This window comes from Acinetobacter sp. 226 (assembly GCF_048147925.1).
In the GTDB taxonomy this organism is placed as follows: Bacteria; Pseudomonadota; Gammaproteobacteria; order Pseudomonadales; family Moraxellaceae; genus Acinetobacter; species Acinetobacter pecorum.
On sequence record NZ_JAYWYX010000006.1, the window covers coordinates 15,156 to 41,549 of the forward strand.

Genomic DNA, 26,394 nt, shown 5'->3' on the forward strand with positions numbered 1-26,394 from the left:
TATCAATGGCCAAATATGCTAACGTATAGCGGTTTTATAGATGAACAGATGATAAAAGCATGTTGAAACAACGCACCCTGAAACGTATCGTGAAAGCGAGCGGAATCGGTCTTCACAGTGGGCAGAAAGTCATGATTAACTTTGTGCCGCACCATGCCGATGGGGGAATTGTGTTTCGTCGTATAGACCTGAACCCACCAGTGGACATTCCGGCTGATGCCATGCTGATTCAGGAAGCCTTTATGTGCTCGAATCTGGTTCAGGAAAATGCCAAAGTGGGTACGATTGAGCATGTCATGAGTGCGATTGCCGGTTTGGGAATTGATAATCTGATAATTGAAGTCTCTGCCTCTGAAGTACCGATTATGGATGGCAGTGCAGGTCCGTTTATTTACCTGTTAATGCAAGGTGGATTACAAGAGCTGGATGCTGCCAAAAAATTCGTCAAGATTATTAAACCGGTTGAAGCACTGATTGATGACAAGCGTGCCGTTTTTAGCCCCCATCAAGGCTTCCAGCTTAATTTCACCATCGATTTTGATCATCCTGCCTTTAAAAAAGAACATCAGTCCGCCAGCATCGATTTTTCTACTGAAACTTTTGTTTATGAAGTCAGTGAAGCACGTACCTTTGGTTTTATGAAAGATCTGGATTATCTCAAAGCCAATAATCTGGCGTTGGGAGCCAGTCTGGAAAATGCGATTGGAGTGGATGAAACCGGGGTCGTTAATGAAGAAGGCTTGCGTTTCTCGGACGAATTTGTACGGCATAAAATTCTGGATGCCGTCGGTGATTTATATCTGCTCGGACATCAGATTATTGCCAAATTTGACGGTTATAAATCTGGACATGCCTTGAATAATCAACTTTTACGCAATGTGAAAAGTGATCCAAGCTGCTATGAAATTGTAACATTTGATGACGAGTCTAATTGTCCAATCATGTATGTGAATGTGACATAAGTCATTGTGTTTGTGTCTTTATGTTTTTATTACCGCGTTAATACTGTGATACAGGTCACATAATGGTTACTTTTTAATTTATTACATTTGATTGCTATGTTACTTTTTATTGCTTGCCAAACGTAGTAAAGCTTGGCTAAGCTTAGGGTCGCTTATAAAGTCAGCCGCACTACGAAGTAATTCCTGTGTTTCTGCATTTAAGGCTCTTTCAGGTGTTACTGGAGCAGGGGGCATTTGCGAAGGATTCCGCAAGCAAACTTGAATTTTAGTGAGATCTGTTAATTCATTTATTTGAGAGAGTTGTGAGATGTATTGCTTTTGAAGATAGGCCAGTTGACTGATCATGGCCTGGTTTTCACCAGTAATCGTTAACACACCATTTTGATAGCAAACAACTTGCCAGTGTTCCGGTTGGGGCAACAGCGGTTGTACGAGTTTCGTAAGTTTCTGCCAAGCGGCAACTTGTGATGAGAGAAACGAAAAGTTTCCTGTTTTTATCTGCTTTCTTGTTTGTTGAAAAACGTTGACAGGTTCAGACATACATTGTTCCTACATATTTATGTCTTAATCTTATGCGCTTCTTTTAGTGGATATCAAGGATAGAGATCTTCAAGAAACTCGATTAAAGCAGTTTAGAGAGGTTTTTTATGCATATGCGACGTATTTTGTTGGCATTTTCTTTGTCGGCTTCAGCTGCCTCGGTAGCGTTTGCAGATTTAGTCAATCTAAATCAAGAAAATGGTTCAACAGATCGTATCGAGCAATTGACACGGACTTTGGCACAGGGTGCATATACTCATCCAGATGATATCGATATCCCAGCGCAAACCAAATTAAATGTTCAACTGCGTGAGAAACCTGTTGAGCTTAACAATCGAACACTTGCTCAGAAGTATGCCAGTACTTCCTCTAACAAAGCGGCAGCAAACAGCACTTACTCTTGGTTGATTTCCCATCCTTTACCTAATTCTCGCATAAGTTCAAGTTACGGCGGGCGTACCATGGGTGGCCGTGCTGAAAATCATTCAGGCCTTGATCTCGCTGCACCAAGCGGTACACCGATCTATGCTACTGGTCCCGGTATTGTGACCAAGTCAGGTTGGGGTACAGGTTATGGCCAATATGTTGAAATCAATCATGGCAACGGCTATTTAACACGTTATGCTCATGCTTCACGACTTATTACACGTGTGGGAGAACAGGTGCAAGCGGGTGATCATATTGCCAATGTAGGCTGTACTGGTCGCTGTACCGGTCCACACTTACATTATGAAGTAGTAAAAGACGGTCAACGTAAAAACCCATCGACTTATTTGGCCATGTTACCTTAAATATAGTCTGGGATAGCGAGATATATCTCTATACATAAATCATCTCCATTAAGCAGTTTTAAACACTTAATCTGAAAGCTCTTCAAATCAAATTGAGGGGCTTTTTATTTAATCGCTTTTAAATATCATATTATCACCAACTATTATAATGATTGTATAATAAATCGCCTTTATTGGCTGTTTTTTGTTATGTAGTGTAATTATACGTCACCAATCATTTAGTTCCTAAATAGTACTGCCAAATCGCATTCAGCTAGGGCCATACCTGCTGAGGTCTCAAATATGGTACATATAGGCTATTAGATTAGGCTTTTAGGAACTGTAGATTATGGCGTTTTATGGTGATACAGACGCGCAAGAAACCCAGGAATGGCAAGATGCATTTGATTCGGTTTTGCAGCATATGGGCACTGAGCGTGCAGCATTTTTATTAGAAAAACTTTATCAACGCGCAATCGCAAAGCATGTTCCTATTCAGCGTTTAAATACTCCCTACTTAAATACGATTTCTGTTGAAGAACAACCTGCCATGCCGGGTGATCAGGATATGGAGCGTCGTATTCGTGCGCTGATCCGCTGGAATGCTCTGGCAATGGTATTGCGTGCGAATAAAACTGGTGATGACCTCGGTGGTCACCTGGCGAGCTTTGCTTCTTCTGCGACCCTTTACGATGTCGGCTTTAACCACTTTTTCCGGGCCAACAGTGACCACTTTGGCGGTGACATGATCTATTACCAGGGCCATTGTGCACCGGGTATTTACGCGCGTTCATTTTTGGAAGGCCGACTGACCGAAGAGCATCTGAATAATTTCCGTCGAGAAGTCGGCGGTAAAGGTCTGCCATCTTATCCGCATCCTTATCTGATGCCGGACTACTGGCAGTTCCCGACGGTATCGATGGGTCTAGGTCCCATCATGTCAATTTATCAGGCGCATATTCAAAAGTACCTGATGAACCGTGGCCTGATCAAAGAAGAAGACCGTAAAGTCTGGGCTTATCTGGGCGATGGCGAGATGGATGAGCCGGAAAGCCTGGGTGCAATTTCTCTGGCCGGTCGTGAAAAGCTCGATAACCTGATCTGGGTGGTGAACTGTAACTTGCAACGTCTGGATGGTCCGGTACGTGGGAATGGCAAGATCATTCAGGAGCTTGAGTCGCTATTCCGCGGTGCAGGCTGGCGTGTAATTAAAGTCGTGTGGGGCCGTCACTGGGATCCATTACTAGCGAAAGATAAATCTGGTGCACTGAAAGCAGTAATGGAAGAAGCGGTGGATGGCGATTTCCAGCGCTACCAGGTAAAAGGTGGTGCTTATGCACGCGAAAAGTTCTTTGGTAAATATCCAGAAGCCAAAGAGCTGGTGAAAGATTTAAGTGATGAAGATATTGATAATCTGAACCGCGGTGGTCACGATCCGTACAAAGTCTTTGCGGCTTATGCCGAAGCTTGTACTGCCAAAGGTCAGCCGACGGTGATCCTGGCGAAAACCGTGAAAGGTTATGGCTTGTCGGAAGAAATCGAAGCAGTTAACAAAACGCATCAAATCAAGAAGATGCAAATTAATTCTTTGAAATATGTGCGCGACCGTTTCAATCTTCCTTTCACTGATGAACAGCTGGAAGAAGTGCCGTTCTATCGTCCAAGTGAAAACTCTCCTGAAATCAAATATATGAAGGCTCGTCGTGAAGCGCTGGGTGGTTATCTGCCTGCACGTCGCAAGGACAGCGAGCAGCTGGCAATTCCTGAGCTGTCTGTATTTGATTCGGTCCTAGCGGGTTCGAACGGCAAAGAACAGTCGACCACGATGGTGATGGTACGTTTAATCTCGGCACTTCTTAAAGAGAAAGCGATTAAAGATCGTGTTGTGCCAATCGTGCCTGATGAAGCACGTACTTTCGGTCTGGAGGGCATGTTCCGCCAGCTGGGTATTTATGCCGCGCATGGCCAGAAATATACCCCGGAAGACCAAGAACAGCTGATGCATTACCGTGAAGCCAAAGACGGTCACATGTTGCAAGAAGGGATTAACGAAGCCGGCGCCATGAGTGCATGGGCGGCATTAGGCACCAGTTATTCAACCAATAACCTGCCAATGATTCCGATGTACATGTACTACTCGATGTTTGGTTTCCAGCGTATCGGTGATATTGCATGGGCTGCAGGTGATGCACAGGCACAAGGTTTCTTGCTGGGCGCAACCGCAGGCCGTACCACACTGAACGGTGAAGGCTTGCAGCATCAGGATGGTCATTCACACATCCTGGCCAGTACCATTCCAAACTGTGTCGCTTATGACCCATGTTTCGGTTATGAGTTGGCAGTGATCGTGCATGACGGTTTACGACGTATGTATGTGAATCAGGAACGTGTGTTCTATTACCTGACCGTAATGAACGAAAACTACGAGCATCCTGAAATGCCAAAAGGTGTTGAAGAAGGTATCAAGCGCGGTATGTACCTGCTTGAAGAAGACGAGAAAGCTACCGTTCAGTTACTGGGCTCAGGTGTGATTCTGCGTGAAGTGATCAAGGCAGCGAAGATCCTGCGTGAGGAATATCAAATTCACTCAAATGTCTACAGTGTCACCAGCTTCAATGAACTGGCACGTGATGGTATGGCATGTGAAGAATACAACCGCCTGCATCCACTGGCTGAGGATGTGAAAGAAGCATGGATATCGAAACAGCTACGCGGTACCGAAGGTATTGTAGTTTCTGCAACCGATCATATGCGTGCCTATAGCGAACAGATTCGTGCCTATCTTCCAGATGGCCGCCCATTTGTGGCACTGGGTACCGATGGTTATGGCCGTTCAGATACACGTGGTAATCTACGTAGCTACTTCGGTGTCGATGCTGCCCATATTGTGGTGGCAACTCTGAAAAAACTGGCTGATGAAGGTGAAGTTGATCCACGTCTGGTTAAAGATGCGATCTCGACTTTCGAGCTTGATACCGATCGTCCAGTGGCTTGGGCACCGCAAGAAACTCCATCAGTACATGCTGTTGCTGACTACAAAGAGGAGAACTAAGCATGCAAATTACGACTCCCGATATTGGTGTAGATAAGGCAACAGTGGCCGAAATTCTGGTCAAAGTCGGTGATACGATTGCGGTCGATGACAGCATCGTATTGCTTGAATCTGATAAAGCCTCTGTTGAAGTGCCTAGCACTTCCGCCGGTGTGGTGAAAAGCATTCTGGTCAGCCAGGGTGATGAAGTGGCTGAAGGCGCGGTACTGATTGAACTGCAAGCTGAAGACGGTAGCACTGATGTGGTCGAGCCACAGCAAGCAGATGCATCACAAAAAACTTCAGAAAATACGCCAACCGCATTGCCTGATCAGGAAATCATGCAGGAAATCGCTTCACATCAACCCAAAGCTTCTGCTGCTCCTGAAGCGCAAGCAGGCTCAAAAGTGGTCGATGTGCAAGTGCCTGATATTGGTGTAGAGAAAGCCACAGTGGGTGAAATCCTGGTCGCTGTCGGTGATGAAATTGAGGTAGATCAAAGCATCGTGGTGGTGGAATCAGACAAGGCGACTGTTGAGGTGCCAAGTACGGTTTCAGGCATGGTGGAATCCATCGAGATTAAAGACGGCGACACGATCAAAGAAGGTGTAGTCATTCTGAAAGTGAAAACGGCTGTTTCGGCAGCGCAAGCACCGACAGAAGCACCTCAAGCACCAGTTGCTCAAGCGGCGACCCAAGAGAAAGCAGTCGAAGCACCACAAACGCCAGCAGTACCTGCGGGGGATATTGAAATTGCCGTGCCTGACCTGGGTGTAGACAAGGCGGCTGTGGCTGAAATTCTGGTTCAGGTCGGAGATACGGTTGAAAAAGACCAGAGCATCATCGTGGTTGAATCAGACAAGGCGACTGTTGAAGTACCAAGTACTGCGGCCGGGGTGATTAAAGCCATTCATGTTGAACTGGGTCAAAATGTCTCTCAAGGTATTGCACTGGTGACAATCGAAGCTGAAGCGCAAGCAGAAGCTGCTCCTGTTGCAGCCAAGGCAGAAGTAGCAAAAGCAGCAGAAGAATCAAAAGTGCCTGCTACAAAAGCAGCACCGACACCTGCGGCATCTTCTAATCAGGCAGTCGCGACGTCGGATAATGTCGACAAGCTGACCAAAGAGCAGAATGCGGCCAACTCGAAAGTCTATGCCGGTCCTGCTGTGCGTAAACTGGCTCGGGAGCTTGGCGTCGTGCTGGCAGATGTCAAGGCCTCTGGTCCACATGCGCGCGTCATGAAAGAAGACCTGAAAGCCTATGTCAAATCGCGTCTTACTGCGCCGCAGGCGGCTCCTGTCGCCGCTGCTGCCCAAGTCGCAGGACTGCCAAAACTGCCAGACTTTAGCGTTTTTGGTGGAGTGGAAGAGAAAACCTTGACGCGTTTGCAACAAGTGTCCATTCCACAGTTGTCGCTGAATAATTTCATTCCGCAAGTGACCCAGTTTGATGCAGCAGATATTACGGAACTGGAAGCATGGCGTAATGAACTGAAAGGCAACTTCAAGAAAGACGGCATTGGTCTGACCATTATGGCGTTCATCATCAAAGCAGTTGCGCACTTGTTAAAAGAAGAGCGAGAGTTTGCCGGTCACTTGGCTGATGATGGCAAGTCAGTATTGTTACGTAACGAGATCCATATGGGTATCGCGGTCGCAACGCCAGATGGTTTGACCGTGCCTGTGCTGCGTCATCCAGATCAGAAGTCAATTAAACAGATTGCAGTTGAGCTGGGAGAACTAAGCCAGAAAGCGCGTGACAAGAAATTGTCACCGAAAGATCTGCAAGGCGCGAACTTCACTATTACTAGCCTGGGTTCAATTGGTGGTACGGCATTTACACCGTTGGTCAACTGGCCACAAGTGGCGATTCTGGGTATTTCACCTGCAACAATGCAACCGGTCTGGAATGGTGAAGGTTTTGATCCACGCTTGATGCTGCCGCTTTCATTGTCATACGATCACCGTGTGATCAATGGTGCAGATGCTGCTCGTTTCACCAACAAGCTGACCAAGCTGCTTAAAGATATTCGTACTTTGCTCATCTAAAACCTTATCTCTAGGCCTTTGTTTTTCTCTCTGAGAGAAAGACAAAGAGGATATAAAAAACCCTGCTTCGGCAGGGTTTTTTGCTGCTGCATTGAAAAATAATCTATTTGATTATATACTTGGCGCACTTCATTGGGGAGTAGCCGCCTTTTGCGCAAAGCAGAAGGGTGATGGTCAACATATTTGCTCAACCGGGCATGGTCATCATAGCAAAGAACCAAGTCAGCTTTTCCAAGCTTTCTTTTGTTGGCAAGACCTTTGATTTACCACTCTGCAGATTTTGGCTAGCAGGAGCGGTGAGTCATTGGTATTGGATGCTAGCCAGAGAAAAACCCCATGTATGAATTCCTACTGTCGACTGCAATCGTAGCACTGGCTGAAATGGGTGATAAAACCCAATTGCTGGCATTGCTGCTTGCCGCACGCTTTCGCAAACCTGTTCCTATTTTAGTTGCCATTTTATTGGCGACGGTGATTAACCACGGTCTTTCTGCGGTATTGGGACAATGGGTCACTACAGTGATTGGGCCAGAGGTACTAATGTGGATCGTTTCGCTTGGCTTTATCGCGATGGCTATCTGGATGCTGATTCCGGATGAACTCGGGGATGAAAATGCCAGCATCAATAAATGGCAAAAATTCGGGGTATTTGGTGCGACCTTTATTCTGTTCTTTCTGGCAGAAATTGGCGATAAAACCCAGATTGCCACAGTTGCACTGGCGGCACGTTTCGACAGCGTATTCTGGGTCATGCTTGGGACCACTTTGGGTATGATGCTGGCCAATGCACCTGCGGTCTTTTTAGGTGATAAACTCGCCAACAGATTGCCAATCAGCCTGATTCATAAAATTGGTGCGGCGATTTTCCTGGTGATTGGTGTGGCAACCCTGGTTCAACATTATTTCTTTTAAAGAATAAAATAATATTTATGTGAATCCTGAGCTAAAAACTCAGGATTTTTTATGATTAAAATGCTATCGAAATGTTGATAAATAGCGTGATATGGTCAGTTCTATTGATTGTAAGTTTGATTAATTCCATATATTTTATACGGGTATAAAAGTGTCATTTTTATTATAAATTGGGGAATTTACATGGCTTTTGAACGCACCACATCGCAGGTTCTGTTTGATAACGGGACGCATAAATGCATCAGCTTTACCAGCCTGGTTAAAGGTGAAGGCGTTCAGGCAAACCAGTTTCTGATCATTGATCATGAACGTGCTGCAGTGCTCGATCCGGGGGGGGATTTAACCTATGTGCCGCTGACCATGGAACTGAATAAATACACCCGTTTGACCAATCTGGATTATGTCATGGCCTCGCATCAGGATCCGGATATTATTACCTCGATGCCACGCTGGCTGGTCTATACGGATGCCAAAGTCGTCGCATCCAAGCTCTGGGCACGTTTCTTGCCTCACTTAAACTCTGCTTTTATGAGTGACCGGATGAAAGGTAACTGGCTGGACCGCCTGGTAGAGCTTCCTGATCACGGTCAGATCGTTCCGCTCGGTCAATCTCATATTGTGGCAGTACCGGCGCATTTCCTGCATTCGGTTGGGAACTTCCAGTTTTATGATCCGGTTGCCAAAATCCTGTTTTCCGGTGATATGGGCGCGTCCATGGTTGAAGATGCCGCAAAGCCACTGGAAAACTTTGCCGCGCATATTCCGAAAATGAAAAATTTCCATCAGCGCTATATGTGCAATAACAAGGTCATTCGTCTCTGGGTGCAAATGGTGCGCGGCATGGAGATCGAGATGATCGTACCGCAGCATGGTACGCCATTTATCGGCAAAGAACAGATTACCCAGTTTCTCGACTGGATTGAAACGCTGCAATGCGGTACCGATCTGATGGATGAAACGGTTTTTACCTGTCCTGAATAGTTCATCCAAAAGATAAAATTTTTCTTGTATGGAAAAACAACATTTTTTATATTTCTTCTTCAAAAAATTTTTTTGATGACGAGAACTTATAAGAAATGTTGTCTCAAATTCCAACACCGGATGCGTGTTTAAGCTGTGGGGCGTGCTGCGCCTATTTCAGGGTTTCTTTTTATTGGGCCGAAGGAATTCATATGCCTGAGCACTATACTGAACCTGTTAATGCAGTTTATTCATGTATGGCTGGAACCAATCAAAAAAATCCACGCTGTATCGCACTGGATGGCACCATCGGCCAGCAGGTCAGCTGCGGTATGTATGAGCTGCGCAGTTCATCCTGCAAAGAAGTGCAGATTGCCGATCAGCAATGCAACAAGGCACGTGTGGCACACAATATGTTGCCCTTTGTTCAGATTGAAACTGATGAAGCCGAGAATGATGACAGTTTTGAATATGTCAGTTAAATCCATCCAAAGCAGAGCTTAGGCTCTGCTTTTTACAGTAGTCTTGAAGGATCAGGGTATATATTAAGTTAGGAAACTTGATTATTAAGCATAAGGGACTGCCCCAGAACACAAATCGCTCTGCTGGTACAACGCTTGAAGAAAAAATAATTTTGCAATTGCAATGAAATTTAAGCCGATATTTGTTTATAATAGTGCACGGAAATTACCAGTGAGACTGTTATGTTGACCATCGTTCAAGACGCGTTAACCTTCGATGATGTCCTATTACTCCCTGCCTATTCTACTGTTCTTCCAAAAGATGTCTCCCTAAAGACACGTTTAACTCGTGGCATTAACCTGAATATTCCTCTTGTGTCCGCAGCAATGGATACGGTGACTGAGTCCCGTATGGCAATTGCAATGGCGCAAAATGGTGGTATCGGTATTTTGCACAAGAACATGGATATCGCTGTTCAGGCTGCAGAAGTGCGCCGTGTGAAAAAATTCGAAGCGGGTATGGTCAAAGACCCGATTACAGTGACTCCTGAAACCACAGTACGTGAACTGATTGCGCTGACTCAAGCCAACAATATCAGTGGTGTGCCCGTTGTGAAAGACGGCAAAGTGGTGGGTATCGTGACCGGTCGTGATACACGCTTTGAAACCAATCTTGAGCAGCCAGTCAGCAATATCATGACTGGTCAGGATCGTCTGGTGACGGTTCGTGAAGGCGAATCGAAAGAAAACATTCAAGCTTTATTACAACAGCACCGTATTGAAAAAGTACTGGTGGTCAATGATCAGCAAGAGCTGAAAGGCCTGATTACGGTAACTGATTTCCGTAAAGCTGAATTGTATCCAAACAGTTGTAAAGATGATCTGGGTCGTCTACGTGTTGGTGCTGCTGTCGGTACCGGTGCAGAAACGCCAAGTCGCGTAGAAGCCCTGGTTGATGCAGGTGTGGATGTGATTGTAGTCGATACTGCACATGGCCATTCTGCGGGTGTAATCGAGCGTGTACGTTGGGTGAAAGCCAACTATCCACAAGTTCAGGTGATTGGCGGTAACATCGCCACAGGTGATGCTGCATTGGCTTTACTGGATGCAGGTGCTGATGCCGTTAAAGTCGGGATCGGTCCTGGCTCAATCTGTACCACACGTATTGTAGCTGGTATTGGCATGCCGCAAATCTCTGCCATCGATAGCGTAGCTTCTGCACTTAAAGATCAGATTCCATTGATTGCGGATGGTGGTATTCGTTTCTCTGGTGATATGGCCAAAGCGATTGGCGCCGGTGCGAGCACCATTATGGTCGGTTCATTAATGGCAGGTACTGAAGAAGCGCCTGGCGAAGTTGAATTTTTCCAGGGCCGCTACTACAAAGCTTATCGTGGTATGGGTTCATTGGGCGCGATGGCGGGTGCCACAGGTTCTGCTGACCGTTACTTCCAGGATTCCAAGGCTGGTGCCGAGAAGCTGGTTCCTGAAGGTATTGAAGGTCGCGTACCGTATAAAGGCCCAATGGGTAATATCGTACATCAGATGATGGGCGGTTTACGTTCTTCAATGGGTTATACCGGTTCTGCAACTATTCAAGACCTGCGTCAGAATGCCAAGTTTGTGAAAATCACGGCTGCTGGTATGTCGGAATCGCATGTTCATGACGTGACCATTACCAAAGAAGCACCGAACTATCGCGTGGGTTAATTTCCTGTGATTTAAGAATTTAAAAAGCCGTCATGCAAATGACGGCTTTTTTATTTTGGTGTAAAGTGTGGCACAAGGAAAAAATGGGTGATATCAATCATCCGACAAGAAGTGAGATAAAGATGAGTTATTTTGGTACAGATGGTATTCGTGGCAAGTTTGGCGAATTGCCGATTACCCCTGAGTTTGCCCTGAAACTGGGATTTGCAGCCGGAAAAGTTTTAAAACGTCATAGCAAAAAATCCAAACCGCTGGTGGTTTTAGGTAAAGACACCCGTTTGTCTGGCTATATTCTGGAAGCGGCCTTGCAGGCAGGTTTAAATGCTGCCGGTGTGTATGTTCATCTCTTGGGTCCATTACCGACACCAGCGATTGCCCATCTGACTCGTGCCCTACATGCCAGCTTGGGAATCGTCATTTCTGCGTCACATAATCCTTACTTTGACAATGGGATCAAGTTCTTTTCTGCGGAAGGCAAGAAATTGCCAGATGCTATACAAGAAGAAATTAATCAAGAACTTGATAAAGAAATGGTCATTGAGGATACTGCGAATCTGGGTAAAAGTGTCCGGGTCAAAGATGCCAACGGCCGTTATATTGAATTCTGTAAATCGACGTTCCCATATCACCTGGATCTGAATGATTTAACTATCGTGGTGGATTGTGCCAATGGCGCGGCCTATAACGTCGGACCTGCGGTGTTCCGTGAACTGGGTGCCAAGGTCATTGCCATTCATGATGAACCGACCGGTTTAAATATTAATGATAATTGCGGTTCAACCCATCCTGAAAGCTTGCAACAGGCAGTACTTGAGCATAAAGCGGATCTGGGGGTTGCGTTTGATGGCGATGCCGACCGTGTGGTCTTGGTGGATCAATACGGTAAACTGATTGATGGCGACCATATACTGTATATCTTGGCAACTCAAAGCTCGAAAAAACCGGCCGGAATTGTGGGTACCTTAATGAGCAACATGGCACTGGAACTAGCGCTAGAAAAAGCGCAAGTACCCTTATTGCGTGCCAAAGTGGGCGACCGTTATGTATTGCAGGGTCTGGAAGAAAATGGCTGGACCATTGGTGGTGAGCCTTCAGGCCACATTCTGACTTTGGACAAGAGCACCACAGGCGATGCAATTATTGCAGCATTGCAGGTCTTAACGGTGATGGTGGAACAGAAAAAAGCCCTACATGAACTGGTAGCTGACTTTAAACTGCTACCAAATGTCCTGGTCAATGTACGTTTAGATGCCATGTTTGATCCTTATTCAGTGCCGGCACTGGCAGCTGAATTTGAAAAAGCCGAACAGCAGCTGAAAGGCCGTGGCCGTTTGTTGATTCGCAAATCAGGCACAGAACCAGTCATCCGGGTGATGGTCGAAGGTGATGATCTGGCTGAAGTTACCACACTTGCAAATAGCTTGGCAGATGCTGTACGTGCCAATGCTGCTTAACGGGAGCATAAATGATGAGTGATCTGATCAAGGATCTGAGTGAGCTACGCCTGAATTATGAAAAAGGCGAGTTGCAGGAACAGCAAGTCAATCCGAATCCGCATATGCAGTTCCTGCAATGGTTTAACCATGCACTGGAAGCGAAATCGCATGAACCCTATGCCATGTCGCTGGCGACTGCCAATGCACAAGGGCGTCCGCATGTGCGTACTGTGCTGTTACGTGGTGCCACTGAAGCGGGCTATGACTTCTATACCAATTATGACAGTCAGAAGGGTCTGGATCTTGCTGAAAATCCGTATGCCGAACTGTTGTTTTACTGGCAGGATCAGGAGCGCCAGATTCGTATTTCGGGTCGTGTAATGAAAATCTCGGAAGAAGAATCCACCGATTACTATCATAAACGTCCACGTGATAGCCAGATTGCCGCACATGTCAGTACGCCGCAAAGCGGGGTGATTGGTAGCCGTGAAGAGTTGCAACAGCGTTTCTGGGATTTACATCATCAGGTTGCGAATCAGCAAGAGCTGGACAAACCGGTCTTCTGGGGTGGCTATCGTCTCGAGCCAGATTATTATGAATTCTGGCAGGGTCGTCCCAACCGTTTACATGACCGTCTGAGTTATCGTAAAAGCGATGATGGCTGGACTTTAGAGCGTTTAATGCCATAACCATGCAAAAACTGGAAATCAAACAGCGACCTTTTGTAACCCGTCCTGAAAACTTATCGGGTGTTCCTGCATTTGTAGCCGAGATTCTGGCCCGGCGTGGGGTGGCATCTGGGCAGGAGCTGGAACTCAAGCTGAAGCATCTGCTGGCACCGACCATGAAAGGATTGCCTGAAGCCATTCAACTGATTGATCAGGCGATTGATCGTGGCCAGAAAATCGTGATTGTCGGTGATTATGATGCTGATGGCGCGACCAGTACTGCTTTGATGGTGCTGGCACTTCGGGATATGGGGGCAAAGGTCGATTATCTGGTACCGGACCGTTTTAAATATGGGTATGGACTGACACCTGCAATTGCAGACCTGGCCTTTGTCAATTTTACTCCTGATTTACTGATTACCGTGGACAACGGCATTTCCAGCCATGACGGAGTAAAACAGGCGCAGGATCACGGCATGCAGGTGATCATTACCGATCATCATCTGACGACCAAGCCGACACCTGAAGCTGAAGCCGTAGTTAATCCCAATCAGCTGGGTTGCAACTTTCCAAGTAAAGCCTTGGCCGGGGTCGGGGTGGCTTTTTACGTTCTTGCTAATTTGTCCACACATCGTAAAAAACTGGGAAAATCCACCACCTCAATTATTAACTATCTTGATCTGGTGGCGCTCGGTACTTATGCCGATGTCGCGAGCCTGGACTACAACAACCGGATTCTGGTCGATGCAGGTCTGAAACGGATTCAGCAAGGACACTGTCGCGCAGGAATCAGTGCGCTACTTGATATTGCCAAACGTGACCCAGCTGGTCTAAAAGCTCAGGATTTGGGCTTTGTGCTGGGCCCGCGGATTAATGCCGCTGGACGCATGGAAACCATGGACATTGGCATCGAATGTCTGCTGGCCCCTGATCTGGCCACGGCCTATCCACTGGCTGAACAACTCAATCAGCTTAATGTCGAACGCCGTCAGGTGGAAGGAAAAATCAAGCAGGAAGCGCTGCTTGAGCTGGATAAAATTCAGTGGGATGCAACTGAACTGCCTGCTGCACTGATCATGTTTGAACAGCATTGGCATCAGGGCGTCATCGGGATTGTAGCAGGACGTTTGAAAGAGCAGTTTCATCGTCCAAGTATTGTCTTCGCTGCTGATGAAGATGGCATTCATATTAAAGGTTCGGCACGCTCGATTGAAGGTATTCACATTCGGGATAGCATTGAACGGGTTGCGGAACAGTATCCGCATCTGGTCAGCCACTTTGGTGGACATGCAGCTGCGGCAGGTTTGACGATAAAAAAACAGTACTTTTCTGAATTTAAACAGGTTTTTGAAAATCTCGTTGCACAGATGGATGAGGATTTATTCACTGCAACTTTATGGACAGATGGGGAATTGCCAAGTTCTGCTTTTCAGATTGAAACAGTCGACTTGTTGCAAAACTTAAGTCCTTGGGGGCAAAAATTTCCCCAGCCGACTTTTGAGGGTGTATTTAAAATTATGGACTATCGCTGGCTCAAAGATGTCCATCTGAAATTACGCGTGGCTTTGGAGAATGGTCAGGTGGTGGATGCGATTGCCTTCAATGCAGCGGATAAATATAGTTTTGACCCGATGAAAAATACCCGGTTGGTCTATGAGCTGGATAAAAATATCTTTAACGGCAATGTCAGCCTGCAGATGCGGATTATTCATTTAGAACAGTAGCTAATAGGCCATAAAAAACCGCTCACTAGAGCGGTTTTTTCTTTTCAAAGGAGAGATTAGAAGCGGAAAGTACCGTTAATTCCAAAAGAGTCAGCACCGTCAGTAGTCGTATAATTTACGCCAGCTGCAATAGCAGGGGTAAAGAATTTTTGTGCGCGTACTGAGAAGACAGTATCAAAATCTTCTAAAGTTGCATCGTTGATAGATACACCAACGCTTAACGTTGGATCAATATAAAGATCAGCAGCTACATCATATGCTGTTTCATCACCGAAAGCAGTTGACGCTTCAAAGTTAGCGTAGTGGTTGCCAATGAGAGTTACATATTTAGCACGTAGAGTAAAAGCAGTATCATCTGCTAATGCAGAAGCAGAGCTAAAAGTATTGATAAAGCCTTTTTTGCCTGCTTGATACGCATCGATATTTTCTTTTGAAATACCAACAGCTAAAAGTAGGCCATTAATCGGTAAATAACCAGCTTCAACAGCGTAACCTGTATTGTCATCAGACACTTTACCAAATTCATTTTCAACAGTTACTTCTGCACGGTTTAAGCTACCAGCAACGTAGAATTGCGAATCTGGAATAAAGAATTCACCATTGATGCCCACAGTATCAATTTTAAGCTCAGCGCCTTCATCGTCAGTATTCGCATGAGCATAAGCTAAACCAATATTACTTGCTCTACCTAAAAAAGCTGCTTCAGCAAGAGGTGAATTTTTAACTTGCACTCCGTTTAAATAATATTTTCCACCTATAGAAAATGTATTTACATCATCACTAAAACCATCAAGATCTGTGTTCTCATATCCAGCATTGAGTTCAGCTTGATAAGCATGTGCAGTTCCTAGGCTAGCAATAAGTGCTGTAGCAAGTGCAAGTTTCTTAAGCATTTAGATTTCTCTCTTTGTTATAAAAATATAACTGTTTGATTAACAGTTGTAACAAATTGTACGGTTTATATTTGATCCGTCAACGTGCAAAAAATACCTAAATGCCTGTTAAAAGTGCAATAAAAAAACCCATCCGAGGATGGGTTTCTTTTGAATGAAAAGTATCGTGGTTTAAATTAGAAGCGGTATTTCGCAGCTACACCAAATTTGTTGTAGTCATTATTCCCTACTTCACCAAAACCTACGCGACCTTCCAAGCTTACTTGCTGGTTAATGAACTTACGTGCACTGATACCAAATTCATTGGTATCTGCAAAACCATGATCTTTACTATAATAATCTACACCAACACTGAGAGTTTTATCGATGAAGTAGTCTGCTGCCAGATTCCATTCATCTAGATCACCAAATCCTGCACCTGCTTCCAGGTTAATATCTTTACCATTGCTTAATGTAGTCACATATTTAGCGCGAAGTGTTGGATCTACGCCATCATCGTAGTCATTATCATAACCTTTCAGACCCGCAGCAATTAATAAGCCTGGTGCTGGAAGATAACCGATTTCGGCGCCATAGACAGTTTCATCAAAATCACGGCCGTTGTCGCGTTTGATATCATCACGACCCACGTTACCACTTAAATAAAAATCGGAATTTGGTACAAAGTATTCAACGCCTACACCATAACGATGACGATCATCATCACCCACTTCATCATATTGGTATTGAGCGCTTACATTGCTAGCACGGTCAAGGAATGCCGCTTCTGCTAATGGGGCATTACGAGTTTGAACTGGATTGAAGTAATATGTACCATCAACACCGAAAGAACCGCTGGTTCCACCGTTGTCCGGATCAATTACTCCCGCTGATCCACCAATTTCAGCCTGGTAAGCATGTGCTGCTGTTCCAGTCATGGCTATTGCTGAAAGTAGTGCTGAAGCAATCGCTAATTTTTTCATGGTTAATACCCCTCAAATCGTGAGTTAAAATATTACACTTTTTGTTACAACTTTAAGTGTAGACCAATTCCAAAGATCGTCAATCACAAGAAAGTTACCGCAATGTGAATAGCGTAATCTTATGTAATTTTATCTAAATAAGTCACTGAATAATAAAAGTAAATTTATAATGTAGTGTTTTATTAAAACTGTGTAGATATTGTGGAATGTATTGAAATTGCTACTTTTTATTTTTTTTAGTATGCTTTTTAAAAAAGAAAAAAAGATCCACAGTCTTCAGAGACTAACTGAATAAATAGCAGTAAAAAATAATAGAAACCATTAAATAAAAAATAACTAATAAGGGGATTTTAGGGCGGTGCTGAGTGTTACAAAGTAAGTCCTAAGAAATAATCATTTGAACTTTTAGCCAACACTGAGGACGCGCAAACTGCAAAAAAAGACTGTGCTATAATCGCGGGCTAAATAATTTGTGCCTAATTCTGATTGAGAGTAATTCACGTGGAAATTAATCCGTATCTAAACCAATTAAAAGATTTAAACGAACGTGGTCAGACACTACGGGGGTATCTTTGACTACGATCTGAAAAAAGAGCGTTTAGAAGAGGTCCTGCGTGAATTAGAAGATCCAGCCATCTGGAATGACCAGAGTCGTGCCCAAGCCATGGCTAAAGAAAAAGGCGAGCTGGAAAACGTATTAAATGTACTGGACGGGTTAGAGACCCAGCTGGAAGATGCGCAAGCGATGCTTGATCTGGCCGTTGAAGCAGATGAAGAAGCCATGCTTGAAGATGTGCAGGCTGAGCTGAATGCTGCTGAAGAAGAGCTGGCCAAACTTGAATTCCGCCGCATGTTTAGTAATCCGATGGACCCGAATCCATGTTATGTGGAAATTCAGGCAGGTTCAGGGGGTACGGAAGCACAGGATTGGGCGTCCATGCTGCTGCGTATGTACTTGCGCTGGATCGAACGTCATGGCTTTAAAGCTGAACTGATGGAAGAGTCTGACGGCGATGTAGCCGGGATCAAGTCTGCCACGATTCGTGTAGAAGGCGAGTATGCTTATGGCTGGTTACGTACTGAATCTGGCGTACACCGTTTAGTGCGTAAGTCGCCATTTGATTCGGGTAACCGCCGTCATACTTCATTTTCTGCCGTGTTTGTGTCACCTGAAGTGGATGACAACATCGAAATTGAAATCAATCCTTCAGATGTGCGTACCGATACTTATCGTGCCTCAGGTGCCGGTGGTCAGCACATTAACAAAACTGATTCTGCGGTGCGTTTGACCCATATTCCGACCGGTATTGTGGTGGCCTGTCAGAACCAGCGTTCACAACATGCTAACCGTGACCATGCCTGGAAACAGTTACGTGCCAAGCTTTATGAGCTGGAAATGAACAAGCGTAATGAAGCTGCCCAGGCGCTGGAAGATTCCAAGTCTGATATCGGTTGGGGTAGCCAGATCCGTTCTTATGTACTGGATGATTCACGTATCAAGGATTTGCGTACTGGCGTAGAAAATTCCAATACGGGTGCCGTACTGGACGGTGATCTGGACAAATTTATTGAAGCAAGCCTGAAACAGGGCTTGTAACAAGTCGTTTAAAGCTGGCGTAACAATGCTTTAACAGTTTGTGACTTTTATATCTAAATTTATCGATATATAAATCGAAAAAATACGATATAATGATTGCAGATGCTGAATGAAGTTTCGTTGCGCCACTGATTGTGATGTGCTTATGGACCTTGATCTAATTTTTAAAGCCTTGGCCAATCCGACCCGTCGGCAGATTCTGGAATGGTTGAAATCTCCAGAACAATATCTGTCTGTGGAGGAGTGTGGCGGCTTTCAGCGTGGTGTCTGCGCGGGCCAGATTGAAAAATTAGGACAAGTTTCTCAATCCACCATGTCCAACCATTTGTCCGTGTTGCAACAGGCGGGTTTAATTACCGCCACCAAACATGGGCAATGGTCGTATTTTTCCCGCAATGAAGCTTTGATTCAGCAATTTATCGAACATTTACAACAACACCTTTAACCGGTGGGAGTAACGATGGCTGAATTAAATTCTCCTTTAACGCTCGGTGCGTTAGAACTCAAAAACCGTGTCATTATGGCGCCGCTGACCCGTAGTCGTGCTACTGCTGACCGTGTGCCAACGCCAATGATGGCTGAATACTATGCCCAGCGTGCAAGTGCAGGTCTGATCATCTCTGAAGCAACTGTTATTTCTGAAGAAGCCAATGGCTATCTGAATACGCCAGGACTGTTTAGCGATGCTCAGGTAGAAGGCTGGAAACAGGTGACAAAAGCGGTTCATGAGAAGGGCGGCCTGATTGTTGCACAGCTTTGGCATGTCGGCCGTGTATCGCACCCAGATTTGTTAAACGGTGAAACACCAGTATCGGCGAGCAGCGTACAACAGGCTGGTCACGTCAGTCTGTTACGTCCAAAACGTCCATACGTCCTACCACGCCCATTAGAAATTGCTGAAATTCAAGCAATTACCGAGCAGTATAAACAGGCTGCAATTCGTGCCAAAGCAGCCGGTTTTGATGGCGTTGAGTTGCATGCAGCCAATGGTTACCTGATTGACCAGTTCCTGCAAACCAAAACCAATAAACGTGAAGATGAATACGGCGGTTCAGTTGAAAACCGTGCGCGTTTCCTGCTAGAAGTCATGGATGCACTGATTGAAGTCTGGGGTGCTGATCGTGTGGGTGTACATCTGGCACCACGTGGCGATGAGCATGATATGGGCGATAATGATCCACGTGAAACCTTCGGTTATGTCATGGAGCAGCTGGGCAAACGTCAGATCGCATTTTTCTTTACCCGTGAGTATCTGGCAGAAGACAGTATTTCCAAGTATATGAAACAGCGCTCACATGGCGTACCGTACATTGCAAATATGCGCTTGAGCCGTGAAGATGCGATTGAACTGTTAGCGTCTGGCAAAGCTGATGCAGTATCTTTTGGCAAAGCCTATATTGCCAATCCGGATCTGTATGAGCGACTGCTTGAAGATGCACCATTGAATGAACTAAAACTGGAAAACATGATCGGCAGCCAGGCAGCTGAAGGATATATTGATTATCCAACCTTGGCTGAAGCAGAAGCTTTAAGCACCGCAGAATAATCTAAAATTGAGCCACATTGATTAACATGTTGATGTGGCTCTGCTATATTCTGCCCATTGAATCTTTGGACAGGGGCGCAAAGTGGCCACTCCATTTTGGTACAACGCAGCCTTGGCGCTGGTTAAACCCTTATATCAATCGCGTATTCGTAAACGTACGACCGAGCCGGAACAATTACAACAAGAAATGACAGAACGTTTCGGTCCATTTCAATCCCCCAAAAACCTGCATGCCATCTGGTTTCATGTAGTGTCGGTAGGTGAAACCAACGCGGCCCAACCTTTAATTGAGCATTATTTAAAACTCGGTCATCCGGTGCTCGTCACCAATACCACCAAAACCGGTCAGGCCCGGGCCAAATCGCTGTTCTTAAAGCCACCCTACTTAGATTTATTCCAGGCCGTGTATTTGCCTGCTGACCAGAAAACACTGATTCAGGATTTCTATCGGAAATATCAGCCTAAGCTACTGTTGTTAATGGAAACGGAACTCTGGCCGAATCTGATTGATCAGGCACCGGATTTTAAGGTGCCCTGTTTACTGCTGAATGCCCGACTTTCTGAAAAATCCGCCAAAGGCTATGCCAAGGTCAAAGGTCTGACCCGTGGCATGCTGAAAAATTTAACTGGCCTTTTGGCACAGGATGCGGCTACCCGGCAACGCTATATCGAACTGGGAATTGCAGCGGGGAAAACCCAGGTTTTGGGCAATATCAAGTTCGATATTACTGCGCCTGAGCACTTTATCCAGCAGGCAGATCAGTTAAAACAGCAATGGCCTTTAGCAGGTCGTCAAGTGATCACGCTGGCCAGCACCCATGCTCCTGAAGAAAAAGAAATTCTGAGTGCTTTAAAAGCTGCTTTGGAGGCTGATCCTAAATTGGTCTGTATTGTGGTGCCACGTCATCCGGAACGTTTTGATGAGGTGTTTCAGGCGACACAGTTACTAGGTTTAACAATCCGGCGCCGTAGTTTGGGGCAACATATTGAAGCAGATACCCAGGTTTATCTGGCCGACTCTATGGGTGAAATGTGGCTTTGGTATGCTCTGAGTCAGGCATGTTATGTTGGTGGTTCTTTAAATGAACCAGGTGGTGGACATAATATTCTGGAGCCGATTGCGCTGCATGTACCTACCATTTTGGGCAAGAACTATTTTAACTTCCAGACCATTGTGAATGAGTTTTTAGAAGCTCAAGCTGTAGAAGTGGTCGAAAATGCTCAACAGGCAGCGACGACTTTATTGGAGCTTTTAAATAATTCAGAAAAGGCTGAAAGTTTGAATACGGCTGCGGAAAAGATTATGCAGCAAAATCAGGGTTCACTGGCTAAGCATATTCAGGTGATTGATCAGTATCTTTAATTTACATTGATAAGTAACAGATATTGGATTTCCCAAGACGGCAGGGATGCCGTCGTTAGGCTGTGTGATACAAGGAAGTGTCATCAGCCTAACAAAAGCCTTTTGCAGCGCTGAAGGGACGTCCTGTCCCTCAGCACTGCAGGCGACATCCCTGTCGCCACCCTCTAGCCAATAGAGGGATATATCATATTTTTTGGTCTTCTTTTTTATGAACATCGTCCTGCTTGATCCCCGTCAAACCCAATCTGAGATTTGGACGATCAGTGCCAAACGTCAATTGGAACATTTGCAGACACATTTGGACATTCAAGTCGGTGATACGCTCAAAGTGGGTATCCGTGAAGGCAAGCGTTATCTTACAGAAATTGTTGAAATCTCTGAAAAATCAGTACAACTAAAACCGCTTCAAGAGGAAGCTGTTCCAGAAAAATTACCTGTGACCTTAATTGTGGCTTTGCCACGACCCAAAGTCCTGCGTCGTCTGATCATGGATGCTGTCACGATGGGAGTAGAAAAAATCATTTTACTGCACAGCTATCGGGTAGATAAAAGCTACTGGCAGACACCGTTTTTGCAGCAGCTGGATCATTATGTTGAACTGGGCCTGGAGCAGGCAGGGGATACGATCGCTCCAGAAATAGTGCTATATAAACGCTTTAAACCTTTTGTGGAAGATGTCTTGCCGGGTTTGATTAGTACGGATTGTCCAGCTTTTGTGGCTCATCCTTATGCAGAACAGCCTATGCCATTTGCGCTTCAGCATCCTTGCAGTATCGTGATTGGCCCAGAAGGTGGTTTTATTCCCTATGAGATCGATCTGCTCATAAAAAACGGCTGTCAGGCAGTGAACCTTGGCAACCGTATTCTGCGTACCGAGACGGCAATTCCTTATGTTTTAGGTCGGCTGTTTAGCGCGAGCTGAGGCATCGTCATGACCATCCCCACGATAGATCTTCACTTCCTGAACGGGATAAGGGATTGAAATACTGTGTTCTGCAAACGCCTGAATCACGCGTTCCTGCACCGCACTGATCGAAGTTCCGGTTCCGGTATCTGTGGTGTCGACCCACCATAAAGCTTTCAAGGTAATCGAGAAGTCTGCCAGTGCAATGACATTGACGCTAAAGGCAGGTTGACTCAGGATGGTTGGATCCTTATCCAGAATTGCAGTAATAATATCCTTGGCTTTCTGGATGTCATCTTCATAGCCAATACCGACCAAAAATTCACAGCGGCGACGGGTATAGGCAGTATTTACAGTCACTGCACTGGTGTAGACCGTGGCATTGGGAATGACGATACGCCGGCCATCTGGTGAGCGTAAAAAGGTCGCGCGAATCTGGATATCTTCAACTGTACCTTCCATGCCATTCACGATAATGTCATCGCCAATCTTGAAGGGTTCACTCAGTAAAATCAGTACGCCGGAAAGCAGGTTCTGGAAAATATCCTTGAAGGCGAAACCGATGGCCACTGAGCCAATCCCGAGGGCACTCATCAGCTGAGCTGGAGTAAAGCCAGGAATTGCGATCACCAGCCCGATTAATACACCGAAAAATATAATAAAAGTACTGCCTACACGGTTCAGGACCAGCACCAGATTCTGCCGGGTATAAGAGCGGTTTTCTAAAGTCTTGCGAATAAAAAACTTGAATATTTTGGAGAGTAACCAGAAAATCGAAATCACCACCAAGGCAATACAGAAATAGGGCACACGCTCCCAAAAGCCTTCTATGATCTTGTCAATGGCACTATAAGCATCATTATACTTGGCGGTATGTTCAATTACGGTCTGTGCTGTTTTTTCAGTTGCCTCGTGCAACAGCTCAGTCGTGCCTTCAGTGACCTGATTCAAAGTATTTTCTTTTTCTGCCACGAAATTTCCCGCATTTAAATTTTGCCTATTTTGCCTGATGTTCAGCAAAAAATTAACCAGGGTTTGCCAGCATGGCCAGGTATTTCTTCCAAGGCTAAAGTCAATATTAAAAATATTTTGTGGTTTTCTGCATCATTTCCGTCGGAGTCTGCGGCTGTTCTCCACCACTCATATAGCCGAATAAAGCCAGTGAACCCAACAGGCTAAGCAGAGTCAGGATAATCATCAGCCAAGCCAGGACCTTTTCCCAGAACAAGGTGATCCGTGCCGGACCATAGTGATTTATGCCACGATCACCCGAACCAAAGATTATATAAAGCCATACAAAAATGTTAACTAAGGGGAGTAATAATAACAGCACCCACCAGCCGCTCCTGTTTAAATCATGGAAACGGCGAACAGTAACGACTAAAGCAAAATACAGGTAGGCCAGAACGATGAGCAGTACACCAATGCTGCCCAAGCCTTGTAATGAAATCAGCCAGTTCGGGTCCATGGAAGGTGTGGCAATATTTACAATATCAATACTAAGGCCCAGTGCGAGGGTGCAACATAAAAAAATGAAATGTAGAAACGCCGACCAGGCAATAAAGCTCAAGCGCCCGAAACGCCCTTTCATCGACAGGGGATGATCTGCTAGAGGCAGATCAGGCGGACTAAAGTAGGGAGATTCAGGCGATGTCATAAAGAGAGTGTCCTGCTAAACCAGACCCAATGAGAGGGCAATTTTATTTTAAAGGGAATTACTACAGATCATACACAGTTGTGTAGAAAATTCTGTACTGTAAGTTGTGGTTTATTTTGATTGAATTTGTATAAATAATCTACGACGAAAGCATGATTGCCGGATTTGAAATAAGCAGGCCATACTGCCATTATGCATAAAAAACAATCAACCACGCCGCATTAACCTCTCGTGATGAGATAGAACAAAATCAAGGAAGTGAATTATGCAAGAGATCTATCCAGTACCTGAAGAATTTAAAAAAACAGCACGTACGCTCGAAGAGCAGTATTTTGAGCGTTATCAGTATTCTATAGAACAGCCAGATCAATTTTGGGCAGAGCAGGCGCAACGTCTGGACTGGATTAAACCCTTTACCCAAGTCAAAAATACCAGTTTTAACAAAGATGATTTTAAAATCGAATGGTTTGCCGATGGCCAGCTGAATGTCAGTGCCAACTGTCTGGACCGGCATCTGAAAGAACATCCCTATAAACCGGCGATTATCTGGGAAGGTGACCATCCTTCAAGGCACAAGATTATTTCCTTTGCCGAGCTGCATGATGAAACCTGCCGTTTCGCCAATGTGCTGAAGAAAAATGGCATCCAGAAAGGTGACCGGGTCATGCTGTATATGCCGATGGTTTCTGAAGCCGCGATTGCCATGCTGGCCTGTGCCCGGATCGGTGCGGTTCATTGTGTAGTATTTGGCGGTTTTTCGCCAGACTCCTTAGCCAGCCGGATTGAAGACTGTCAGGCCAAAATGGTGATTACCGCTGATTCTGGCATGCGTGGCGGTAAGGCCATTCCACTGAAAGCCAATGTCGATGAAGCACTGAAACTTGCAGGTACAGAGTCCATTCAGAATGTCATCGTGGTACATCGCACCGGTAACCCGATCGAAATGCAGGAAGGACGTGATCTGTGGTATCACATGGAAATTATGTCAGTGAATGACATCTGTCCACCCGAACCGATGAATGCCGAAGATCCGCTGTTTATCCTGTATACCTCAGGTTCTACCGGCAAGCCCAAGGGAGTATTGCATACCACTGGCGGCTATCTGACTTATGTGAACTGTACCTTCCGTGAAGCGTTCGATATCAAGCAGGATGATGTGTTCTGGTGTACTGCAGATGTCGGCTGGATTACCGGGCATTCCTATGTGCTGTATGGTCCGCTTTCAAATGGTACCACCACTGTGATGTTTGAAGGGGTTCCGCAATATCCGAGCTGGGCACGTACCGGGCATATTGTCGACAAGCATAACGTGACCATTCTCTATACCGCGCCGACAGCGATCCGTGCCATGATGCGCGAGGGGGATGCTTTTGTACGGGAAAGTGACCGTAGCAGCCTGAGAATTTTAGGATCAGTGGGTGAGCCGATTAATCCGGAAGCCTGGAACTGGTACTACAGCGTGGTCGGTGAAGGTCGCTGTCCAGTCATTGATACCTGGTGGCAGACCGAAACCGGCGGTTTCATGATTACGCCATTGCCGGGTGCGACTGCCTTAAAACCGGGTTCGGCGACACGGCCTTTCTTCGGCGTACAGCCGGCCATTGTCGATGCTGACGGCAAGGAACTGGAGGGAGAAGCTGAGGGTAATCTGGTCATTAAGGATTCCTGGCCGGGTCAGATGCGGACCATCTGGGGTGATCCCGAGCGTTTTATCGAAGCCTATTTCTCGACCTATCCAGGCACCTATTTTACCGGGGATGGGGCACGTCGTGATAAAGATGGTTATTACTGGATTACCGGCCGTGTCGATGATGTCCTGAATGTGTCCGGACATCGTCTAGGTACGGCAGAAATTGAAAGTGCGCTGGTGGCGCATGAATCGGTGGCCGAGGCTGCTGTTATTGGTATGCCACATGATATTAAAGGACAGGGAATCTGTGCCTTTGTCACTTTGCAGGCCGCTGTAGTAAGTTCAGATGAACTACGCGGTGAGTTGGTGAGCTGGGTGCGTAAGACTCTCGGTCCAGTGGCCACACCAGATGCCTTGCACTGGGCACCGGCCTTGCCAAAAACCCGCTCCGGCAAAATCATGCGCCGGATCCTGCGAAAAATCGCAGCCGATGAGCTGGACAGTCTGGGAGATACTTCAACCCTCGCTGAACCGCAGGTGGTGGAGCATCTGATCGCAGAAGTACAGCGTAATAAAGTTTAAATTCAAGCGGTTCCAATACCGGCATTCTGCCGGTATTT

General features: G+C 45.8%; 22 protein-coding genes and 1 riboswitch. Of the genes, 17 read left to right on the top strand and 5 right to left on the bottom strand.

Annotated elements, in window-relative coordinates; all coding sequences use genetic code 11:
- Positions 1–59: 59 nt before the first annotated feature.
- Positions 60–962, top strand: coding sequence for a UDP-3-O-acyl-N-acetylglucosamine deacetylase (gene lpxC, locus VXP95_RS03710; RefSeq protein ID WP_064095064.1), 903 nt, complete (start codon positions 60–62; stop codon positions 960–962).
- A 99-nt stretch (positions 963–1,061) separates the two neighbouring features.
- Here the strand turns inward: lpxC and VXP95_RS03715 are convergent, their stop codons facing one another.
- Positions 1,062–1,502: a DciA family protein gene (locus VXP95_RS03715; RefSeq protein WP_416711451.1), complete on the bottom strand. Its 441-nt coding sequence runs from the start codon at positions 1,500–1,502 to the stop codon at positions 1,062–1,064.
- A gap of 107 nt (positions 1,503–1,609) precedes the next feature.
- Between VXP95_RS03715 and VXP95_RS03720 the strand changes: the two genes are divergently transcribed.
- The 10 genes from VXP95_RS03720 to recJ all read left to right on the top strand — a co-directional run bounded on the left by VXP95_RS03720 (position 1,610) and on the right by recJ (position 15,222).
- The gene (locus VXP95_RS03720) at positions 1,610–2,293 is read left to right on the top strand and encodes a M23 family metallopeptidase (RefSeq protein WP_416681454.1); all 684 of its coding nucleotides are present in this window, start codon (positions 1,610–1,612) and stop codon (positions 2,291–2,293) included.
- A gap of 328 nt (positions 2,294–2,621) precedes the next feature.
- Entirely contained in the window at positions 2,622–5,324 is a 2,703-nt protein-coding gene (aceE, locus tag VXP95_RS03725; protein WP_416711453.1) for a pyruvate dehydrogenase (acetyl-transferring), homodimeric type, read from the top strand.
- 2 nt (positions 5,325–5,326) lie between these two features.
- Entirely contained in the window at positions 5,327–7,351 is a 2,025-nt protein-coding gene (locus VXP95_RS03730; protein ID WP_416681450.1) for a 2-oxo acid dehydrogenase subunit E2, read from the top strand.
- A gap of 122 nt (positions 7,352–7,473) precedes the next feature.
- Positions 7,474–7,614, top strand: a riboswitch (yybP-ykoY riboswitch).
- A gap of 73 nt (positions 7,615–7,687) precedes the next feature.
- Entirely contained in the window at positions 7,688–8,263 is a 576-nt protein-coding gene (locus tag VXP95_RS03735; RefSeq protein ID WP_064095059.1) for a TMEM165/GDT1 family protein, read from the top strand.
- 183 nt (positions 8,264–8,446) lie between these two features.
- The gene (locus VXP95_RS03740; RefSeq protein ID WP_064095058.1) at positions 8,447–9,244 is read left to right on the top strand and encodes an MBL fold metallo-hydrolase; all 798 of its coding nucleotides are present in this window, start codon (positions 8,447–8,449) and stop codon (positions 9,242–9,244) included.
- Between the two features lie 95 nt (positions 9,245–9,339).
- Positions 9,340–9,705: a YkgJ family cysteine cluster protein gene (locus VXP95_RS03745; RefSeq protein ID WP_081406316.1), complete on the top strand. Its 366-nt coding sequence runs from the start codon at positions 9,340–9,342 to the stop codon at positions 9,703–9,705.
- A gap of 222 nt (positions 9,706–9,927) precedes the next feature.
- On the top strand, positions 9,928–11,394 hold the full coding sequence (guaB, locus tag VXP95_RS03750) for an IMP dehydrogenase (protein WP_416711455.1): 1,467 nt from the start codon (positions 9,928–9,930) through the stop codon (positions 11,392–11,394).
- Positions 11,395–11,516: 122 nt separating this feature from the next.
- A complete protein-coding gene (gene glmM, locus VXP95_RS03755; protein WP_144724154.1) occupies positions 11,517–12,848 on the top strand; it encodes a phosphoglucosamine mutase in 1,332 nt (443 codons plus the stop codon).
- Positions 12,849–12,862: 14 nt separating this feature from the next.
- Positions 12,863–13,519 (top strand): pyridoxamine 5'-phosphate oxidase, encoded by a 657-nt coding sequence (pdxH, locus tag VXP95_RS03760; RefSeq protein WP_064095054.1) that lies wholly within the window; start codon positions 12,863–12,865, stop codon positions 13,517–13,519.
- 2 nt (positions 13,520–13,521) lie between these two features.
- Positions 13,522–15,222, top strand: a complete 1,701-nt coding sequence (gene recJ / locus VXP95_RS03765; RefSeq protein ID WP_144724155.1) for a single-stranded-DNA-specific exonuclease RecJ — start codon at positions 13,522–13,524, stop codon at positions 15,220–15,222.
- A 56-nt stretch (positions 15,223–15,278) separates the two neighbouring features.
- On the opposite strand, the gene VXP95_RS03770 is transcribed toward recJ, so the two are convergent.
- Both VXP95_RS03770 and VXP95_RS03775 read right to left on the bottom strand, forming a co-directional pair.
- Positions 15,279–16,115, bottom strand: a complete 837-nt coding sequence (locus tag VXP95_RS03770; RefSeq protein WP_416705707.1) for a putative porin — start codon at positions 16,113–16,115, stop codon at positions 15,279–15,281.
- 176 nt (positions 16,116–16,291) lie between these two features.
- Positions 16,292–17,077: a putative porin gene (locus VXP95_RS03775; protein WP_064095051.1), complete on the bottom strand. Its 786-nt coding sequence runs from the start codon at positions 17,075–17,077 to the stop codon at positions 16,292–16,294.
- Positions 17,078–17,578: 501 nt separating this feature from the next.
- Here VXP95_RS03775 and prfB point away from each other — a divergent pair.
- The 5 genes from prfB (at position 17,579) to VXP95_RS03800 (ending at position 22,505) form a co-directional block, all read left to right on the top strand.
- A protein-coding gene (gene prfB, locus VXP95_RS03780; protein WP_144724157.1) for a peptide chain release factor 2 occupies positions 17,579–18,674 on the top strand; the annotation gives its coding sequence in 2 pieces (ribosomal slippage) (positions 17,579–17,650 and positions 17,652–18,674; 1,095 coding nt in all).
- 145 nt (positions 18,675–18,819) lie between these two features.
- The gene (locus tag VXP95_RS03785; RefSeq protein WP_064095178.1) at positions 18,820–19,119 is read left to right on the top strand and encodes an ArsR/SmtB family transcription factor; all 300 of its coding nucleotides are present in this window, start codon (positions 18,820–18,822) and stop codon (positions 19,117–19,119) included.
- 15 nt (positions 19,120–19,134) lie between these two features.
- Positions 19,135–20,220, top strand: a complete 1,086-nt coding sequence (locus VXP95_RS03790; protein ID WP_416681436.1) for an alkene reductase — start codon at positions 19,135–19,137, stop codon at positions 20,218–20,220.
- A gap of 82 nt (positions 20,221–20,302) precedes the next feature.
- Positions 20,303–21,583 (top strand): 3-deoxy-D-manno-octulosonic acid transferase, encoded by a 1,281-nt coding sequence (locus tag VXP95_RS03795; protein WP_416711457.1) that lies wholly within the window; start codon positions 20,303–20,305, stop codon positions 21,581–21,583.
- Positions 21,584–21,791: 208 nt separating this feature from the next.
- Positions 21,792–22,505 carry a 16S rRNA (uracil(1498)-N(3))-methyltransferase gene (locus VXP95_RS03800; protein ID WP_416681432.1) on the top strand — a complete coding sequence of 238 codons (714 nt, stop codon included), beginning with the start codon at positions 21,792–21,794 and terminating at the stop codon, positions 22,503–22,505.
- Here VXP95_RS03800 and VXP95_RS03805 read toward each other — a convergent pair.
- Positions 22,479–23,459 carry a mechanosensitive ion channel family protein gene (locus VXP95_RS03805; protein ID WP_416711458.1) on the bottom strand — a complete coding sequence of 327 codons (981 nt, stop codon included), beginning with the start codon at positions 23,457–23,459 and terminating at the stop codon, positions 22,479–22,481. The genes VXP95_RS03800 and VXP95_RS03805 overlap by 27 nt on opposite strands.
- A 106-nt stretch (positions 23,460–23,565) precedes the next feature.
- On the bottom strand, positions 23,566–24,144 hold the full coding sequence (locus tag VXP95_RS03810; protein ID WP_144724161.1) for a DUF805 domain-containing protein: 579 nt from the start codon (positions 24,142–24,144) through the stop codon (positions 23,566–23,568).
- A 265-nt stretch (positions 24,145–24,409) separates the two neighbouring features.
- Between VXP95_RS03810 and acs the strand changes: the two genes are divergently transcribed.
- Positions 24,410–26,356 carry an acetate--CoA ligase gene (acs, locus tag VXP95_RS03815; RefSeq protein WP_416681430.1) on the top strand — a complete coding sequence of 649 codons (1,947 nt, stop codon included), beginning with the start codon at positions 24,410–24,412 and terminating at the stop codon, positions 26,354–26,356.
- Positions 26,357–26,394 lie beyond the last annotated feature (38 nt).

Coding starts and splice junctions, on each gene's coding strand:
- VXP95_RS03720 (WP_416681454.1), top strand. CDS start 1,610: ATGCATATGCGACGTATTTTGTTGGCATTTTCTTTGTCGGCTTCAGCT.
- VXP95_RS03800 (WP_416681432.1), top strand. CDS start 21,792: ATGAACATCGTCCTGCTTGATCCCCGTCAAACCCAATCTGAGATTTGG.
- aceE (WP_416711453.1), top strand. CDS start 2,622: ATGGCGTTTTATGGTGATACAGACGCGCAAGAAACCCAGGAATGGCAA.
- VXP95_RS03810 (WP_144724161.1), bottom strand. CDS start 24,144: ATGACATCGCCTGAATCTCCCTACTTTAGTCCGCCTGATCTGCCTCTA.
- pdxH (WP_064095054.1), top strand. CDS start 12,863: ATGAGTGATCTGATCAAGGATCTGAGTGAGCTACGCCTGAATTATGAA.
- VXP95_RS03790 (WP_416681436.1), top strand. CDS start 19,135: ATGGCTGAATTAAATTCTCCTTTAACGCTCGGTGCGTTAGAACTCAAA.
- VXP95_RS03785 (WP_064095178.1), top strand. CDS start 18,820: ATGGACCTTGATCTAATTTTTAAAGCCTTGGCCAATCCGACCCGTCGG.
- guaB (WP_416711455.1), top strand. CDS start 9,928: ATGTTGACCATCGTTCAAGACGCGTTAACCTTCGATGATGTCCTATTA.
- VXP95_RS03730 (WP_416681450.1), top strand. CDS start 5,327: ATGCAAATTACGACTCCCGATATTGGTGTAGATAAGGCAACAGTGGCC.
- VXP95_RS03745 (WP_081406316.1), top strand. CDS start 9,340: ATGTTGTCTCAAATTCCAACACCGGATGCGTGTTTAAGCTGTGGGGCG.
- VXP95_RS03770 (WP_416705707.1), bottom strand. CDS start 16,115: ATGCTTAAGAAACTTGCACTTGCTACAGCACTTATTGCTAGCCTAGGA.
- VXP95_RS03715 (WP_416711451.1), bottom strand. CDS start 1,502: ATGTCTGAACCTGTCAACGTTTTTCAACAAACAAGAAAGCAGATAAAA.
- lpxC (WP_064095064.1), top strand. CDS start 60: ATGTTGAAACAACGCACCCTGAAACGTATCGTGAAAGCGAGCGGAATC.
- acs (WP_416681430.1), top strand. CDS start 24,410: ATGCAAGAGATCTATCCAGTACCTGAAGAATTTAAAAAAACAGCACGT.
- VXP95_RS03775 (WP_064095051.1), bottom strand. CDS start 17,077: ATGAAAAAATTAGCGATTGCTTCAGCACTACTTTCAGCAATAGCCATG.
- VXP95_RS03740 (WP_064095058.1), top strand. CDS start 8,447: ATGGCTTTTGAACGCACCACATCGCAGGTTCTGTTTGATAACGGGACG.
- recJ (WP_144724155.1), top strand. CDS start 13,522: ATGCAAAAACTGGAAATCAAACAGCGACCTTTTGTAACCCGTCCTGAA.
- glmM (WP_144724154.1), top strand. CDS start 11,517: ATGAGTTATTTTGGTACAGATGGTATTCGTGGCAAGTTTGGCGAATTG.
- VXP95_RS03735 (WP_064095059.1), top strand. CDS start 7,688: ATGTATGAATTCCTACTGTCGACTGCAATCGTAGCACTGGCTGAAATG.